Here is a 17,677-nt window from a genome sequence, read left to right as displayed (position 1 = left end):
TATGAAAAACAGAAGTTTATACATTGTTGATTTAAAAAAGGCCGATAAAACGTTTATTAAGTTAATCGGGGGCAAGGGGGCAAATCTGGCAGAATTATACAAAATTAAGGCGCTTAATGTGCCTGACGGTTTTTGTATAACCACTGAAGCGTTTAAAGAAACTGTTGGGAACGACCAGGAGTTTAATTCACTGCTGGAGCAATTAGCATTGCTAACCGAAAACCAAAAGAATGAGATCAATGAAATAAGCAAAAAGATCAGAACGCTGATAGAATCGATAGCTCTTTCTCAGGAACTGAAAAGCCAGATCGTTGCGCATATGGACCAATATGGAAGTGATTACGCTTACGCCGTTCGTTCAAGTGCGACAGCGGAGGACTTAGCCACCGCATCGTTCGCCGGACAACAAGATACCTACCTAAACGTTATCGGCGAAGCCGCTATTTTAAAACACATCAGCAAATGTTGGGCATCTCTTTTTACGGAACGTGCCATAATCTACCGGCTTCAGAATGGCTTTGATCACCGCAAGGTTTACCTGGCTGTTATTGTACAGCAAATGGTAGCTGCAAAGGTAGCAGGCGTGCTGTTTACAGCCCATCCGGTTAATGGAAACAGGACAGTGAGCTCGATAGATGCAAGCTTTGGTTTGGGGGAAGCACTGGTTTCTGGTTTGGTTAACGCCGATAATTACCAGGTGCGTGAGTCAAGAATTATTGAAAAGAAGATTTCGGAGAAAAGGATCGCTATTGAGATCATTAAAAATGGCGGCACCAGGCAAACAGAGATCGGGCCGGAGCAACAACATATGCAAGCACTAACTGACGAGCAAATTCTAAAACTCGAACAAGCGGGCAGGATGATCGAGGCACATTTCGGCCATCCCCAGGATATTGAATGGTGTTTAGCTGACGATAAATTCTATATTGTACAAAGCCGGCCAATCACCACAATATATCCTGTGCCAGCGGCAGACGATCAGGAGAACCGGGTTTATGTATCTGTAGGGCATCAACAAATGATGACTGATGCATTTAAACCACTCGGCATATCCGTTTGGATGTTAACCGGAAACCGCGCGATGTTCAAAATGGCTGGCGGAAGGTTATTTGTTGATATCTCGAAGGGCCTGGCTTCGCCGGCAGGCAGGGAAAATCTGTTGAACGTGTTGGGGCATTCAGATCCGCTCATAAAAGACGCACTGATGACTGTAATCGATCGAAACTTTGTAAAAGAGGACCCTGAAGCCAATATTCCCGGACAGGTTAAAGGTCATCACGGGATGTCAGCGTCGGATATACTCACGGAAGTAGGGAACGACGTGGGAATTGTTGCCGATCTCATCAATAGCAGTGAAAAGTCGGTATCAGCATTGAAAGATAACATCCGGGCAAAAACAGGACCCGATGTATTTGATTACATCCTGGACGATATGCAGCAACGGAGGCAGCTGTCTTTAGAAAAGAAAAATCTGAACGTGATCATGGCGGCCATCCATGCATCGGCCTGGATCAATGACAAGATGAAAGAGTGGCTTGGTGAAATCAACGCAGCAGATGTTCTGTCGCTTTCTGTTCCAAACAACATTACCTCAGAAATGGGCCTTGAACTTTTGGACCTGGCGGATGTGATTCGTCCCTATCCGGAGGTCATCGCCTATCTGCAAGGGGCAAAACAGAATAATTTATTGAATGGGTTATGCCAGTTGGAGGGCGGATCGCAAGTACACGACGCTTTCATTGCTTATCTTAACAAGTATGGTATGCGTTGCGCCGGCGAGATCGATATTACCCGTACCCGATGGAGGGAAAATCCAGGTGCGCTGGTTCCGATGATCTTGAGTAATACCAAAAACCTCGAACCAGGGGAGAGCACCCGAAGATTTAAGCAGGGGAAGCAGGCAGCCTTAGAAAAAGAACAAGACTTAATGTTGCGCTTGAAACAATTGCCTGATGGTGAAGAAAAAGCCCGGGAAACGAAGCAGATGATTGACCTGTTGCGGAATTTTATCGGCTACCGCGAATATCCGAAATACGATATCGTGAGCAGGTACTTTATCTATAAGCAGGCTTTGCTTCAGGAAGCCGAACGCCTTGTAAAAGCCGGTGTGCTTCATGATGAAAAAGATAGCTATTATCTTTATTTTGAAGAGTTGCAGGAGGCGGTGCGTACCGGAGAAGTAGATTACCAGCTTATTGACCAGCGCAAAACGGATTATCAATTTTATGAAAAGCTGACGCCGCCACGAGTTATTACATCTGAAGGTGAGGTAATAACAGGTCATTACAGACGGGAAAATATCCCGGCAGGGGCCCTGGCCGGTCTCGCTGTTTCTTCCGGCATAGTTGAAGGGCGCGCACGAGTGGTGCTAAACGTAGAAGGTGCTGATCTGGAAGATGGCGATATCCTGGTTACAACCTTTACCGACCCAAGCTGGACCCCTTTATTTTTAGCCATCAAGGGCGTGGTTACGGAAGTTGGCGGACTGATGACACATGGCGCGGTAATAGCCCGTGAATACGGTTTGCCGGCGGTTGTTGGCGTGGAAAACGCGACCAAGCTGATTAAAGACGGTCAACGCATTCGTGTGCATGGAACCGCAGGGTATGTGGAGATTATGAGCGAAGCAGACGTGTAGTGGAAATAATCTTGTCGCGAATTACCCCCGGGATTGTCGCTTTTGCACACTGCGAAACACCGGCGTGCATCCCATCTTTGTATCGTTGATTAAGTTTATGATCAATTAGGATCGTGTTACGAAAACAACAAAGTAAACCGTACAAAATTTTTAAACAAGCAAATAACGATGAGTACAATACAAATTACAAGCTCAAAGCTTTGGAACGCCATTAAGCTTTCTCTAAACGGCGAGCAGCAGGATTATACACAAGGCAGTATCCCGAAAGCCATCTTTTTACTGGCTATCCCAATGATCCTGGAATTAAGCCTGGAAAGCGTTTTTGCGGTGGTAGATATGTTCTTTGTAGGTAAACTTGGACAAAACGCTATAGCCACGGTAGGTTTAACGGAGTCGGTGATCACCATTGTCTATTCCATCGCTATTGGCTTAAGCACCGCGGCCACGGCAATCGTAGCGCGAAGGATTGGTGAAAAGAAACCGGAAGCCGCGGCACATGCAGGAGCCCAGGCGCTGGTAATTTGCCTGATTACAACTATAATAGTAAGCATGGCTGGTGTTTTATATGCACCTGAGATCTTAAAGTTAATGGGTGCAAGCGAAGAAGTGGTGAGGGACGGAGCTATTTTTACCCGGATCATGCTGGGCAGCAGCCTTATTATTATCCTGTTGTTTCTGATCAACGGAATTTTTCGCGGCGCGGGTGACGCCGCCATGGCGATGAAGAGCCTTTGGATTGCAAGCATTATAAACATTATTCTCTGCCCGGTTTTCATTCACTTTTTTGGGTTGAAGGGCGCTGCTATGGCCACCGTAATTGGAAGGAGTTGCGGGGTGACCTTCCAGGTATACCACCTGTTTAAAGGCAGCGGCATTCTGAAATTTCGCAGTGTCCACTTTAATTGGGATCCCGCTGTGGTAAAGACCATCATCGCTGTGGCCTGGCCGGCAACCTTTCAATTTATCATTGCAAGCGGCAGTTGGATCATCTTGACGCGGTTGGTTGCTGAAACCGGCGGTACAGCAGCTTCAGCCGGCTACCAGATCGCTTTTCGGAATTTTGTTTTCTTTATTTTACCATGCTGGGGGTTAAGTAATGCTGCTGCGACCCTGGTAGGGCAAAATTTAGGTGCAGGTCATGTTGAAAGGGCGGCTCAAAGTGTGTTGCTTACGGCGCGATATAATGCTGTATTGATGAGTTTCGTCATGCTGCTGTTCCTGTTCTTTGCCCGTCCCATCATCAGCATATTTACAACCGAACCCGTTATTTTGAACTTTGGCAGTACGGCGCTCCGGATCATCGGTTCGGGATTTATTTTTTATGCTATAGCCATGGTCATGAGCCAGGCCTTAAACGGGGCCGGTGACACCAAAACGCCTACATGGATCAATTTTGGGTGCTTCTGGCTTTTTCAGGTGCCTTTAGCTTACTTACTCGCAAAAGGCTTAGGATGGCATTCGGCAGGCGCCATCGCAGCGGTGCCCGCGGCGGAGGCGCTTTTAGCCCTGGTTTCCTGGTATTACTTTAAAAAAGGGAACTGGAAAAAGGTGAAAGTGTAAGGCCGTCCATATTGAATTACTAAAAAACAATTAAACCACATAAAAAATGAAAAACAAAATCCTATTCATTGCATGCCTGTTATTCGGGCTGATGTTTATCAATGCAGGCCTGAACAAGTTTTTAAATTACATGCCTGTACCAAAAGATATGCCGCCAAATGCTATGGCCATGTTTGGCGCCATTATGCAGATCAAATGGCTGATGCCACTTATCGGCATCGCCGAAATTATTGGAGGGATCCTGGTGATTATTCCCCGTTTCAGGGCTTTAGGCGCGGTGATCATTTTTCCAGTTATGGTTGGCATATTGTTAACTGTTATTTCTTTATCTTCGGGAATACCGATGGTGCTTGTGCTTTGGGCGGTGCTCATCTGGGTGCTATTTGAAAACAGGGAGAAATATTTTCACATGATCCGGTAGCGGATGGCATAGTCTGGCTATTCCGCAACTAAATAATAACCGTCCGGTGAATTGGAAATTACAAATGATTATAGGCAAGTCGTGTTACGTATTTGAGAGACTTTATTAAAAATCACATGAAACTTTTTGAAAAGGAAACGGGCAAAACAAACTGTGTCGGGGTAACCGGAGCTTCTGCAACCGGGGCATCAGCAATTGCTGTGTTAGCATTGGGATCTATGGCTATTGGCGCGATTGCTATAGGCGCATTGGTGATTAGCCGAATCATGGTTAAAAAAGCTGTAATCAGAAACCTCCATGTCGGTAATCTCAGCGTAGATAACCTTGTAATTAAAAATCGCGAAGATTAGCACGTCCCTGGGGGATCCGGTTACGTTGAATTGAGGTGGAGTAAAGTGTTATCAGAGTTGTTTCTGAGTCTGCCCTTGTTCCCACGATAATTTCGTCTCGCCGTCGATAGCCAACAATATCGTTCTCGGACACTGGCCGGCTTGCGTCGGAAACTCACCTGCCTTAAAATCGTCTTTTGTTATGTTTTGAAATAAATTCAGAACGGCCGGCTCAAATTGTGGGAATATGGCAGCCGGGAAGACAGATTACGCATCGATAAAATAAATGTTGTTTTTAAGCGTTACATTCATCATTTAGTGCATGAAAAGAGCGTGTTTGGGAATTGTGTTGGCTGCACTGTTATTATTGACGGTCGACGGTTGCGGCGTAGTTAAATCTCTGGGTAAAAATCCGGATGGCGAAGAACTTACCCGGTTGGATTCTTTACCAAATTATAAAAATGGAGCTTTTATAAATTTGGCTGAACTTTCCGATTCTACGGTCAAACGTAAATTTCTTTTTTTGAGCAGACGTCCTGAAACCATCAGGCCTTCTCATGCACTTCCGTGGATTAAAACCGATCTGAATTCATTAGCTGCTCCTGCACCTACGATCGTTTGGTTTGGACATTCGTCTTTACTTATAAAAAGCGGACAGTTTAATATGCTCATTGATCCGGTTTTTAGCAATCATGCCGGACCGGTGCCCGGATTGATTACCGCATTCCCGGGTACAAAGCATTATCACGCCGATGATATGCCTCAAATAGATGCGCTGATCATTTCTCATGATCACTACGATCATCTGGATTATCGAACTTTGAAAAAATTAAAAGATCGTATTAAAATGGCTATCGTGCCGATGGGAGTAGGCGCTGATCTGGTATACTGGGGGTTTGACCCTAAAAAGATCATCGAACTTAATTGGAACCAATCGATTACGTTGTCCGGTGGTATTCGGATTACCGCCACCCCAGCCCAACATCGCAGCAATCGTACGTATAAGAATGAGAATAAAACATTATGGGCCTCTTACGTTTTTCAGATTGGCAGTTATAGGCTGTTTTACAGTGGCGATAGCGGGTACGGGCCGCATTTTAAACAAATAGGCCAGCAATTCGGGCCATTTGATCTGGCGTTTTTGGAATGCGGACAGTATAGCCCCAATTGGCCATGGACGCACCTGTGGTTAGGGCAACCCGCACAGGCTGCTGCTGACCTGCATGCCCGTTTGTTACAGCCTATTCACTGGGCTAAGTTTATTGAAGCTAACCAGCCCTGGAACGAACCGATAAAAAGGCTTGTGCCTGCAGCAAAGGAGTTGGGTGTCGAACTAAACGTTCCGCGTATTGGGGAGCCTTACACTTTAGGCAGCCCCCTCAAACAGGTTGCGTGGTGGAATTTTGAATAACTGCTTTTGTAATATTGAACAGTTAATAAAAAGGACCATATCGGATGGCAGGATGATCATTTGAACAACCGGCAATCAGTATACAAGGCCAGCTTAGCTAATCAATTTTTCAGGTGCCTCCAGATGATATCATGAATGTCGGTCGCTATCAGGTCCTGTTTTTCCAATGGGTTATCGGTAATGATCACCGGCTGATATTCTGACGGTACATCCACCCGGCCATGAGAGCCTTTAATCAGGGCGGCATCCAGGGGAATGACATCCATCACATACCTGAAACCAGCCTTTTTGCGCAGCAACTTGTAGCCGGCGCGGAGCTTTGAGCTCATAAACATCTCAACAGGATCATAACCCGGTTTTTTATGGATGTCAACTACGCGCGCGTAATCCGGGGCAAGCGCGTCATCCAGCCAAAAGTAATAAGTGAACCAACTTCTTTCATCAGCGATCAGGACCAGGTCGCCGGCCCGGGGATGGTCGATGTGATATGCGGCCTGCTCTTCCCGGGTAAGCACCCGTTCAACACCAGGCACGGCTTCAAGCAGCGCTTTGACTTTTGCCGTTACGCTCGCATCGTTGATGTAGACATGTGCCAGTTGGTGATCAGCTACCGCAAAGGCTTTTGAAGCGCCAGGGTCAAGTATCTCCAGTCCACGCTCAATCCTGATGCCTAACAAGCCGTTTTGCCTCAATACCCGGTTTAAATGAACCGGGCGGTCCACCGGGGAGATACCATATTCGGAAAGGATAATGATCTCGGCATCTTTTTTCCTGTAAAACGAAACCAGATCTTCGATAATTTTATCAATATCATTCAGGTCTTTGGCAATAATTGGTAAATCCGGACCGAATTTTTGCAGGCAATAGTCCAGATGAGGCAGGTATATCAGTGTTAGCGTCGGGTCATGCAGCGTATCTGTTTCCATTGCAGCGTCAGCTATCCAACGGCTTGATTTGATATTGGCGCCGGGCCCCCAAAACTGAAAAAGCGGAAACTGGCCCAACTTCGCCTGAAGGTGGTCACGCAGGTCGGCAGGCTCCGAGTAACAATCCGGTATTTTTCGTCCGTCGGCAAGGTAATTTGGCCTGGGCGTCACGGAGTAATCCGCCGAGGAGTACATATTGTACCACCAAAACATTATCGAGCTCGTGAAAGATGGATCTTCGCTCTTGGCCTTTTCCCATATTTTCTGTCCTTCAACGAGTTTGTTTGACTGCTTCCAGAATTTTACTTCACAATCCGCGCGGTCATACCACCCATTACCTACAATGCCATTGTCAACAGGAAATTTGCCGGTGACGTAGGCGGACTGCATGGCGGTGGTAACAGCAGGCAATACAGGCGTTATATGCGTCAAATGTCTGCCTTTGATGTAAGATTTAAGAAATGGCGTATGCTCGCCGATCAGAGACGTGGATAAACCCACTACATCGATAACTACCGTTTTATTCATATTGGCTTCTTTCTTATGATATTTGCGCTTTAACCCAATCCAATTCCCGGATGATCGATTGCGTTAAGGGTGCTTTCAGCTCATCCGGTAATACACTCCAGGTATATGTTTCCACTTCCAGGTGTTGTGTAAAAGCAGCGTTCCTGAATTTGTTGAGCACTCTGACAATATCGTTTTGTGTTGATTGCACCACACCCATATCCTCAACAAAAACAGGCACATGAAAGTGCGCACGCCATTCATTGACTGCCGGGGTCTGGTTATCTGCCAGGGCTTCCGGTAAATCCGGATAACGGATCAATTCTCCATTTGCGGTTTTCGCGATCACCTGGTGCAAATACGTTGGCTCGTTGAATCTGGCAAGCTCGTCGGTCACCTCGTCCCTCATCGCCAATTCCGCCGGAAGATGGGCCTTCAAGGCAGCACTGATTTGTATCTTGCCTACCTGGATACCTTTCGCGGCCAGTTCGTCAATGACGCACTCATGTTCCTCATAGCCGATAGCAAAATGGCAAACGTCATAGCATAGGTTAATGTGTTGTTTGACAGCTTCTTCTGCATCAGCCGGAGACAGGCCAAACTGTTCTCCCAACAATAAAATACCACGCGGCAACAGGTCGTTTTCAAACCAATCTATAAACTCCCGGCCTGATTCCAGGAAGCCATCCGGCTCGGGTTCGATATCCAGGTGCATCAGGACTCCGGCCGAACTGTATATTTTAAAAAGTGCAGCCATCACTGTTAAAATATTCTCCGTGGCGATCGCCCTTGCAGTGTTCCTGGCCTCACCGGCCGCATGCCATGGTTTATAGCTTAAGGGTGAGGTTGAAATCCCTCCCTGCAAACCTTCAGGAAGTAATTCGCCCAGTATATGAAACAGGCGTAAGGTATAATCCACGCGCTCAACTGTTGTCCAATCCGGCGCATGCACTTCGTCCTTAACTACGGTGTTATGGAAACCGCCATAGGGGAAACCGTTCATCGTGAAAACATAAGCATCATGATCAAACAGCCATTGTTTAAACTCCGCTAAATTATCTTCCTCTGCCAGCAAACCCAGGCTGGCCATATTAGAAAGGCGCAGGCCAATACCCATTTGTTCCTTCCCCGCAAGGGCAGCCCTGATTGCCGGGAAATGGTTTTTCAGGGCCCCGAAAGTTTCCGGCCAGTTCTCCGCGGGATGGATATTCGTACAATAGGTCAGGTGCGCTGCATTTATTTTCATGAGGGCAGATGTTTGTATTGTTTAAATTTGCGTTTGCTGAAGTTCGAATTGCCGGTTGTATAGTTCAATACTCGCTTGTTTCAAAAGCTGGGTATCAATTTCATGCACCTCGGCACCTTCGCCAATAGCATTGAGTAACGTAATGGTGAGCTCCCCGCCTAAATGCTCGCGAAACTCCTCCAGGCCGTGCAATAATGGGCTGTCATCTCCGTTGATCTTTAAGAGCCCATGGCTGATTTCAAAACCTAAGTTTTGGATCAGGCTTACCACGCGCTCACTGTCCGCAACGGTTAAACGGCCGCAAAGGCAGGAATAAACCGTATCCAGGGCTATCCCCATGGCTACTGCTTCACCATGTCGAACGTCGAAACCGCTGAGAAATTCCAGTTTGTGCGCGCTCCAATGCCCGAAATCCAAAGGGCGTGATGAGCCGCTTTCAAAGGGGTCGGCGCCGGCAATGTGCTGCATGTGCAGCTGCGCGCAGCGCCAAATCAGGTAATTCATTGCTGTCGCGTCGCGGCTCACGAGGGCGGGTGTATTCTGTTCTATCCAGTTGAAAAAAACAGGGTCTTTGATCAAGGCAACTTTGATAGCTTCGGATATTCCGGAACGCCAGTCTCGGTCGGTCAGCGTGGTCAAAAACTGGTCATCATTAAAAACAGCGGCAGGCGGTGCGAATGTGCCCAGAAAATTCTTTTTCCCGAAATAATTGATGCTGTTCTTCACGCCGATCCCTGAATCGTTCTGAGACAGCACAGTTGTTGGTATGCGGATAAGCTTTACTCCCCGGTGGGCTACTGCAGCAGCATAACCTGCCATATCCAATACGGCCCCGCCACCAATTGCTGCGATGTATGAATGCCGGTCTATACCGTAATTATTTACCGCTTCGAGGATCATATCAAAATAGCGTTCATCATTCTTTACGTACTCGCCGCCGGGTATCAGCAAGATCTCGGGCACCAGATGAACAGCAGTATGCGCCTGAAAATAAGAACTGATATCAGAGCATAAATGCTCGTGGGCGTCGGCCACCCCCTGATCCACCACAAAAAGAATCTTCCTTAACGCGCCTGAAGTAGCAGCGTTTGTCAGAAAATCGTTCAGAAGGGGATTGTCCTTTGCGAATAAAGCCGAAGTAAAAAAGACGTTATAACTATATTTTACGCTGAAGTTCTGTTGCAAATGTTCCATCGGAGGAAGATCTATTGTTATTGAAATTAATTAGGTGACTGCAAAGGTTTTCGACAGCCACATGGAGAGTGGTAAGAGGCAGGCGATCATCAGGGCGAATGTAAGTGAGCTGAATGTGGCAGACCAGGAAGCGTCCATCAATATCAGGGAGATCACCCCGGCCTTTACGGCATTACCAATATTTTTGCCGATAGGCTCTCTTATAGCTCTGAGCAACGGTTTGGATATCATCCAGGTAAAGGGTAAGATGAAAAGCAGTGACCATAGCAGCCGGTTATTAACGTACGAAAAGTAGCTGATAAAGGCGATGACCGAGGCGTACAAAAATGCCGCTATATACAAGTTGTTCCTTTTGCCCCCATGAACTTCGCCACGACTGGTCAGGGTGATCGAGAATATGTAAACCACAGGCACCAATGCTAACATTGACCAATGGTTGAGCGCATCCGGTATGATGCTGACTCCGAGCAACAGGTTTAATCCCCGGCACAACCCCATATTAAGCGGCCCGAAAAAGGGATGATGCTTGCCAAACTTGTCGTAGAGCAGCGCGCAGAGCGCGATAGCTGCCGCGAGTATACCAGATGCCGCCGAAACGAGAAATGCCAATAAAATGCCTGCGCTTAACAACAACGTGCCGAGCACTGAAGCTTCCGGTAAACTAACCTTGCCTGAGGGGATAGCCCTTTCAGGCCGTTCAATCTTATCAGTCTCCACATCGAAAATATCGTTAAAAACAATACCGCCGCCGTAAAGACAAGCTGTGGAAAGGCAAAGGAGGAGGGCCGTTGGCCAGGCTCTTTCCGTTAAAGTACCCGGAGCACTGGCAATAGCGATCCCCGCCAGAATATCTGCGACCGAAGTAACAATATTGGCGGGCCGCATGAGCTGAAGATAAATGTACAGTTTCCTCAAGATCACGATTAGCTAATGATGATGGATGATTTATCGATTCTCGGTTGCTGGCCGCCGCGCAATATACTGTTACCTTCAAATTTTACGCTTTGATCAACGTTCCTCACCGCGGCGAAATCAGTTTCATCGAGCTGTCCGCTTTGGGCAAAAGCGGTAATTGCGTTACCGTAGGTGATCAATTGGATATCTTTGTCACTGATACCGCGTATTTTCATTAGTGCGGCGGTTTTCGGCACAGCCAGGGGATCACTGATGCCCCAATCAGCAGCCGAATTGACCATGATCCGCTCCGGGCCATATTGTCTGGCGATTTCAACCATGCGCTCATTACCCATTTTGGTGAAGGGGTAAATCGTGAATGCGGCCCAAAAACCCCGGTCAAGGACCTCTTTAACGGTCTCCTCGTTGTTATGATCAATGATGACCTTATAAGGATCAATGCCATGTTCTATCGCGATGTCCATACTACGGCGTGTGCCGTTTTTCTTGTCGCGGTGCGGCGTGTGGACCTGTACCGGCAGGCCGGCTTCCCTGGCCAGTTCCAGTTGCAAGCGGTAATATTTTTCTTCAGCGGCTGTTTGATCGTCGAAACCTATTTCACCGATACCCACAACACCCTCTTTATAAGCAAACAGCGGAAGTATTTCCATCACTTGTTCTGCAAGGCTTTCATTGTTTGCCTCGCGGGAGTTAAGCCCTATGGTGCAATAATGTTTAATGCCAAACTGCGATGAGCGGAATCTTTCCCAGCCAACCAGGCTGCTGTAATAATCGCGAAAGCTGTCAATGCCCGTCCGGGGCTGTCCCAGCCAGAAAGCCGGTTCTATCAGCCCAACCACGCCCGCATCAGCCATAGCCTGGTAGTCATCAGTAGTACGGGATGTCATATGTACATGCGGGTCAAAAAAACGCATACCTTTTACGGCGGTTATGTCAAATGACTCTGGTTTTTCGCCAGGTATTTGCTCTCTGTTTTCAAAATTGCTGCAACACATATCCCAAAATTAATTTTTTGTATCGTTAATAAATTCGTTCCAACTCGTTTTTCTGCCCGCCGCCATCTTTATAGGATCAACTTTCAACAATTCTTTTGCTGGCTGAAAGCCACTTTCGGCAATAGCTAATGCCACCGCTTCCCTTTCAAGTTCGCTTAAACCCGGTAATCCTTCCTTGATGTCCTGCAGTATCGCTTCATCCATAAAGTGACTTACTAATCGCCATAGCATAGGATCTGTACTCCGGCCGGCTGACCAGCGCTCTCGCGCGTAATCGATCAATGTATGTGCAAGGCTGGCATTGGCACGCTGGTCCAATCCCGTGATCAGTTCCAGCTTTTTTTCGGTGAAAAGTGCCTTTAGCACCATTTGGTTCCAGGCCGGCTCGGGCAGGTTTTCCGTAGGGTAGGGGTTGTGATACATAATCGCTTCGAGCACAACGCCCAGATTGCTGCGGTTACCTTCCGTACAGCGTTGTACCCATATCGGGGAGTAAGCAAGCAGAGGCAAAGCCGAATATAAAGCCACCAATTCGTTCATTTCAGCAGCTAAAAATAGGTTTTCGATATTGCTTTTATAACGCTCCTTATCGGTGGTATCAAGCGTTAACAACAGCCATACCCTGGCAAGCCTGTCAACCGACCATCCTGCGATCGAAAAATCTTTACGGATAGCCGATAAACCAGCTTCGTTTTCAGGACCGGCATTGACCGGCGCTTTTCCTGTCTTACGCGGCAAAGCGGCAAAGGCAGCATTAAATGCTGTAGCAGATGCAGCAGGGGCTCCCAGGGCCAGCAGCCAGTCTTTTGCATCCGGGCTTACATGCGTTACAATGAGATCTGTAAGCAGGGGTTTAAATTTTTCTATATCATAAGTGAACATATCTTCAAATCATCAGGGTTGACCGATCTGTGCTGCTCAGGCCGCGATATAATTGATGAGCAATGCGCCGGCAATGATCAGCAAGCCAAAGAACTCCCTCGTTTTTTCTATATAAGGCTTGTCTGCCTGCATCGTTTCTACCAAACTTGGCCTGTTATATTTTGTTACCCAGTCGCGGACACCATCTTTAGAAAAATAAATGATACCTGCGTGAACAAGGTATATCGCGATCAGGCATAGATACAACTTCGGATAAACCTGGTGAAAAACTACTAGCCCGCAACACACCGCCGCACTAAGGTAGATTGGTACCCAAAGCCATGGATCGACATCATTCAGGTTAAGGTAAGCGAAAACCAGGAAAGAAAGACAGAAAATGATATTTATAATAGCAATCATATTGAACAGATCGGAGCCAGGCAAATTAATAAATGTAATGTAATCTAAGGCTCATATATCAATATATATTTTCTTACGCTTGACAACTTCATTTTCTATTGGAGATGGACAACGGTTTTGCATTGTAACCAGGTAAAAACGCTTACATATCGGAAGTGATGAGTTTTTGCTAAGCCGGAAGGGACACCGGCCGGAGGTCGTTTTTGTATAAAATAAAGTCTGGTTTAGGAAATTCAGCACCGCCGACTTTAATTAATTTAGCGTGGCGTACACCTTAATTATTAAACCGTCCTGAAAAACGTTGGGTTTATTATTATACAAAAGGTTTAAACCATTGCTATTTGGCTGAATTGTTACTGTACGAATACCCTAATTATGTTTAACAAAAAAAACACGATCAAGGCGGCTTGCTTGCTGCTAACATTATTGAGCCATTCTTTTGTGGTGAAGAGCCAGCAAATGAGCGACGCAGAAAGAAAGTCAATGGAAAAAGGTAAGGTATACCCCGCATTAAAGGGTGCAGGGCAGGGTGTATCGGACCCGGGCTCTAATCTTCCGCCCGAAAAGATGCAATGGTGGGCAGATCAGAAATTTGGGATGTTCATCCATTGGGGCTTATATGCAATTCCAGCCACGGGTGAATGGACCATGTTCAATCAAAAGATACCGGCAGAGGAATATGCCAGGTTAGCCGATCAGTTTAACCCAAAACATTTTAGCGCCACAGAGTGGGCTAAGGTAGCCAAAGAGGCAGGTATGAAGTATATGGTAATGGTTAGCCGCCATCACGATGGCTTTGCCCTTTGGAACAGCCCCTCAAGTTACCGGCATTTTGATAGTTGGGAAACTGCCGCTCACCGTGATTTTGTAAAGGAATATACTGATGCGTGCCGTAAAGCTGGCCTCTATGTAGGTATTTATTATTCCCCTCTGGATTGGCGTTTTCCTGGTTATTTCGACCCCAAAGGGCTTCCTGACAACGCTGCCTTGCTCAAAAAACAAACATATGGGCAGGTAGAGGAGCTAATGAAGAATTACGGCAAAATAGATATTTTGTGGTATGATGGCGGCTGGCTGGCGCATAAAGGTACCGATGCTGACGCTGCCTGGTTTTGGGAACCATTAAAACTTAATGCTATGGTACGTAGCTACAACCCGGATGTGGTCATTAATCCAAGATCAGGCATGGTGGGAGATTTCCAGACCGACGAAGGTGGCGCGGATGTTAAAGGGCCTATTATTTCCTTCCCTTGGGAAAAATGCTTGAACCTTAACGAAACCAGTTGGGGATACAATAAAGCTCAGCGATTGATGCCGCTGAAAAAGATTATAAACATGCTTGTTAATACCGTTGACCGCGGCGGAAATATGTTATTAAATGTTGGGCCGGATCCGGACGGTGTTATTCCTCCTGCTCATGTGGATCGCCTGAGAGAAGTGGGGCAGTGGTTAGCAAAAAATGGCGAGAGCATATATCAAACGCGTCCGGGGCCTTTTCAACCTGTTGATGATTTCTACGGAGCCACAAGCAGGGGTGATAAAATATATATCCACGTGCTGAAAATGCCGGCTGGAGATACTGTCATTAAATTACCGCCTGTTAAACAAACTATTACACATTGCAGGGTACTGCATGGTAAAAAAGTTAAATTTCATCAGGATTCAACGGGTATTAATCTTGACTTAGCCACAGTAAAACTGGATTCACTGGCAACCACTTTGGAGTTAAAAACAAAAGGTAACTAACTGTTTCAAATATCCTAAAGTTGAGCTAAAACTGGGGCTGTAAAATAAACTGTGTCAATCCCAGCCCGGTTCCGGCCACCTTGTTAATTTATTGACTATACCGTTGTTGCAAATCAGAAATAGCGTCAAATTCATCAGCGACTTTTGTTATCAGACTTTCAAATACTTTAAAATATTGGGCATACACCTTGTGGTTTTCCGCGTTGGGCAAATAGGTTTGATGCATGGTTACCGTTTTGGAGGCTTCTTCTAAAGAAGGATAAATACCCATCTCGGTCGCGCTTAGCAGGAACGCACCTTTGCCTATGCTATCCGCATGGTTAAGTGTGCTTACGGGTTTATTAAACAGGTCGGCTATAATTTGAGTGCAAAAGGGTATAGACGCGAAACTGCCGTTGATAGACAGGCTTTCGATATGACGGTGCTTTTCCAGCGTACGCCCAATACTGTACATCTCATATAAGATACCCTCAATGGTGGCCCGTATAAAGTGTTTGCGCTCGTGCCTGATGTTAACGCCAAAATAACACCCCCTCGAATTGGGGTTCCAGATAGGAGCCCGTTCGCCGTGCAAAAAGGGAAGAAAGATCAAACCGCCCGAGCCGACTTCGACACCCGCAGCTTCCTCTATCAGCATTTCCATTGATTGATCGATATCAAAAGCCTCCCGAAAATCACCAAATTGTTTCGCAAACCAATTGAATATCACACCACCATTACTTGTAGGCCCTCCGGTGATGATATGCTTATCGGTAAGCAGATAGTTGAAAATCTGCTGTTTGGGGTCTTCTATTATTTTATCGCCAATGATCCGGAACGCGCCGCTATCTTCAATGGTAATAGTGGCCATACTGTTTTCCCAAACGCCCGCGCCCAGTGTAGCCAGGCAACCATCACTTGATCCAATCAGGATTTTAACCGTTGGCGACAGTTTTAAAACCCTTTGATATTCTTTTTTCAGCGTTACCCCCGAATAGAAAACCGGGTGCAGATCCGGAAGCTCCTGTGGTGTTATGCCGGCAAACTCTAATGCAGCCTCATCCCAGGTTAATTTATGAATATTCATTAGGCCTGTTGCAGATGCTATACTGTAATCTATCACACAGTCTCCTGTTAGTTGCTGAATGATATAGCTTTTTATAGGCATAAACTTTTGTGCCTGTTTGAATTTTTCGGGTTCGTGGTTTTTCATCCAGGCAATTTTAATTAACGACGACATCGGGTGGATGGGAGTGCCGGTAGCCCTGTAAATCTCCTCGCCCAGGCCGCTTTGTTTAAGTTCTGCGGCCTCTTTTTTGCCCCGGTTATCAGCCCAGGTAATAGCGTTGCCTAACGGTATGCCATCCTTATCCACCGCCAGTAAACTGTGCATAGATGAGCCAAAGCAGATACAGGTTACGGTATATTTTTTTGGGTAGATCTTTTCATTAAGCAGATTTTTCAAAATGTAGAGCATGGTAATAAACATCTGCTCAGGGTCCTGTTCGCTATGGTCAGGTTGTTCATGAAAGGTGGGATAATGCCCCTTTGACGAACTGATCAAGTTACCGGAAAGATCAAAGGCGAAGACCCTTACAGCGTCTGTGCCCATTTCTATGATGATAATACAATTCATGATGTATATTGATGATCTGGTGTTTTATTTTTTTCTGAACTCGCTTGGGGTGTACCCGGTAAGTTTTTTAAAGGTTGTGGAAAAATGCTGAGACGAATAAAATCCTGTGCTCAGCGCTATGTCGGTAACATTTACCTCGTTTTTTTTAAGCAGTTTGGTGGCTTCGGTTATCCTTATGTTGATTAAATAGTTTAGAGGTGAAAAGCCTGAATAGTTTTTTACTTTTTCCGTGAAGGCAGTAGTCCCCATGCCTGTCAGTGCGGCCATTTCTTCCACCGTCCATTGGTGGGCAAGGTTTTGCCGCAACGTTTGCTCCAGCTTTAAAAATGTTTGAGGGAAATCTCTCCTTGAATTATTTTGCCTGATCAATTGCCTGCTGATCAATACAAAAAGCTCATCAAGCAGCTGGTTTACACGTGTGTAAAAGCCCACCTCCTCATTTTGCAGTTCCAGTTGTAAATTATACATTAAAACCTGCGCTTCTTTCAGTTTTAAAACAAGCTGTTGTTTATTGACGAGCAAAATCTGGTTGATGGATAATTTTTCCTTTTTACTAAGCCCGCTCCATTTGCCCAGCAAAAGCTTTCCACAATCTTCGGCAGAGATCTTTAACCCAAATAGAGCGCCGATATTTAATATCCCGCTTTCCCCGCCAATGCGTTGCCCGGGCAATACTAAGGCAAAATCGCCCGGATATAAGGTATGTTGTTGTAAATCAATCATCCAACTGAATTTTCCCTCTAAAATATAATACAGGCAAATGCAGTCTGTAACGTTGCTGTTAAAGGAATTGAGTTGGATAGTATTGTTCTTTTTGTGGGTAAACTCCAGAATATGCGGAAAATGCATAAGTTCTTTAGATATGCCCTGCTGAAGTATCAATTGATTCATTC

The 17,677-nt window shown here is 46.2% G+C and carries 15 protein-coding genes; 6 read left to right on the top strand and 9 right to left on the bottom strand.

Features of this window, described 5'->3' with window-relative positions; genetic code table 11:
- The first annotated feature begins 1 nt into the window (after position 1).
- The 5 genes from ppsA (at position 2) to IEX80_RS06830 (ending at position 6,359) form a co-directional block, all read left to right on the top strand.
- Positions 2-2,638 carry a phosphoenolpyruvate synthase gene (gene ppsA / locus IEX80_RS06850; RefSeq protein WP_090526119.1) on the top strand — a complete coding sequence of 879 codons (2,637 nt, stop codon included), beginning with the start codon at positions 2-4 and terminating at the stop codon, positions 2,636-2,638.
- Between the two features lie 168 nt (positions 2,639-2,806).
- Entirely contained in the window at positions 2,807-4,198 is a 1,392-nt protein-coding gene (locus IEX80_RS06845; protein WP_090526118.1) for an MATE family efflux transporter, read from the top strand.
- A 46-nt stretch (positions 4,199-4,244) separates the two neighbouring features.
- Complete coding sequence (locus tag IEX80_RS06840; protein ID WP_090526117.1) at positions 4,245-4,619, top strand: DoxX family membrane protein; 375 nt, start codon at positions 4,245-4,247, stop codon at positions 4,617-4,619.
- Between the two features lie 116 nt (positions 4,620-4,735).
- The gene (locus IEX80_RS06835) at positions 4,736-4,969 is read left to right on the top strand and encodes a hypothetical protein (protein ID WP_090526116.1); all 234 of its coding nucleotides are present in this window, start codon (positions 4,736-4,738) and stop codon (positions 4,967-4,969) included.
- 301 nt (positions 4,970-5,270) lie between these two features.
- The gene (locus IEX80_RS06830; protein WP_188832462.1) at positions 5,271-6,359 is read left to right on the top strand and encodes an MBL fold metallo-hydrolase; all 1,089 of its coding nucleotides are present in this window, start codon (positions 5,271-5,273) and stop codon (positions 6,357-6,359) included.
- A gap of 101 nt (positions 6,360-6,460) precedes the next feature.
- On the opposite strand, the gene IEX80_RS06825 is transcribed toward IEX80_RS06830, so the two are convergent.
- The 7 genes from IEX80_RS06825 to IEX80_RS06795 are packed head-to-tail and all read right to left on the bottom strand — an operon-like array spanning position 6,461 to position 13,423.
- Positions 6,461-7,813, bottom strand: coding sequence for an alkaline phosphatase family protein (locus IEX80_RS06825; protein WP_188832461.1), 1,353 nt, complete (start codon positions 7,811-7,813; stop codon positions 6,461-6,463).
- A 13-nt stretch (positions 7,814-7,826) separates the two neighbouring features.
- Positions 7,827-9,038, bottom strand: a complete 1,212-nt coding sequence (gene eboE / locus IEX80_RS06820; RefSeq protein WP_188832460.1) for a metabolite traffic protein EboE — start codon at positions 9,036-9,038, stop codon at positions 7,827-7,829.
- A 21-nt stretch (positions 9,039-9,059) separates the two neighbouring features.
- Positions 9,060-10,232 carry a 3-dehydroquinate synthase gene (locus tag IEX80_RS06815; RefSeq protein WP_188832459.1) on the bottom strand — a complete coding sequence of 391 codons (1,173 nt, stop codon included), beginning with the start codon at positions 10,230-10,232 and terminating at the stop codon, positions 9,060-9,062.
- A 30-nt stretch (positions 10,233-10,262) separates the two neighbouring features.
- A complete protein-coding gene (gene eboC, locus IEX80_RS06810) occupies positions 10,263-11,153 on the bottom strand; it encodes a UbiA-like protein EboC (RefSeq protein ID WP_229701546.1) in 891 nt (296 codons plus the stop codon).
- 2 nt (positions 11,154-11,155) lie between these two features.
- On the bottom strand, positions 11,156-12,142 hold the full coding sequence (locus IEX80_RS06805; RefSeq protein WP_188832458.1) for a TatD family hydrolase: 987 nt from the start codon (positions 12,140-12,142) through the stop codon (positions 11,156-11,158).
- A 9-nt stretch (positions 12,143-12,151) separates the two neighbouring features.
- Positions 12,152-13,024, bottom strand: coding sequence for an EboA domain-containing protein (locus tag IEX80_RS06800; protein ID WP_188832457.1), 873 nt, complete (start codon positions 13,022-13,024; stop codon positions 12,152-12,154).
- A 36-nt stretch (positions 13,025-13,060) separates the two neighbouring features.
- Positions 13,061-13,423 carry a transmembrane 220 family protein gene (locus IEX80_RS06795; protein WP_188832456.1) on the bottom strand — a complete coding sequence of 121 codons (363 nt, stop codon included), beginning with the start codon at positions 13,421-13,423 and terminating at the stop codon, positions 13,061-13,063.
- A gap of 375 nt (positions 13,424-13,798) precedes the next feature.
- Here IEX80_RS06795 and IEX80_RS06790 point away from each other — a divergent pair, with 375 nt between their 5' ends.
- Positions 13,799-15,169, top strand: a complete 1,371-nt coding sequence (locus IEX80_RS06790) for an alpha-L-fucosidase (RefSeq protein WP_188832455.1) — start codon at positions 13,799-13,801, stop codon at positions 15,167-15,169.
- An 88-nt stretch (positions 15,170-15,257) separates the two neighbouring features.
- On the opposite strand, the gene IEX80_RS06785 is transcribed toward IEX80_RS06790, so the two are convergent.
- Both IEX80_RS06785 and IEX80_RS06780 read right to left on the bottom strand, forming a co-directional pair.
- On the bottom strand, positions 15,258-16,784 hold the full coding sequence (locus tag IEX80_RS06785; RefSeq protein WP_188832454.1) for a gluconokinase: 1,527 nt from the start codon (positions 16,782-16,784) through the stop codon (positions 15,258-15,260).
- Between the two features lie 24 nt (positions 16,785-16,808).
- Positions 16,809-17,675: an AraC family transcriptional regulator gene (locus IEX80_RS06780; protein WP_188832453.1), complete on the bottom strand. Its 867-nt coding sequence runs from the start codon at positions 17,673-17,675 to the stop codon at positions 16,809-16,811.
- Between the last annotated feature and the right edge of the window lie 2 nt (positions 17,676-17,677).

Source organism: Mucilaginibacter rubeus, from assembly GCF_014643835.1.
In the GTDB taxonomy this organism is placed as follows: domain Bacteria; phylum Bacteroidota; class Bacteroidia; order Sphingobacteriales; family Sphingobacteriaceae; genus Mucilaginibacter; species Mucilaginibacter rubeus.
The sequence above is the reverse complement of the archived record's forward strand: the minus strand, read 5'-3'. Positions and strand labels throughout refer to the sequence as shown.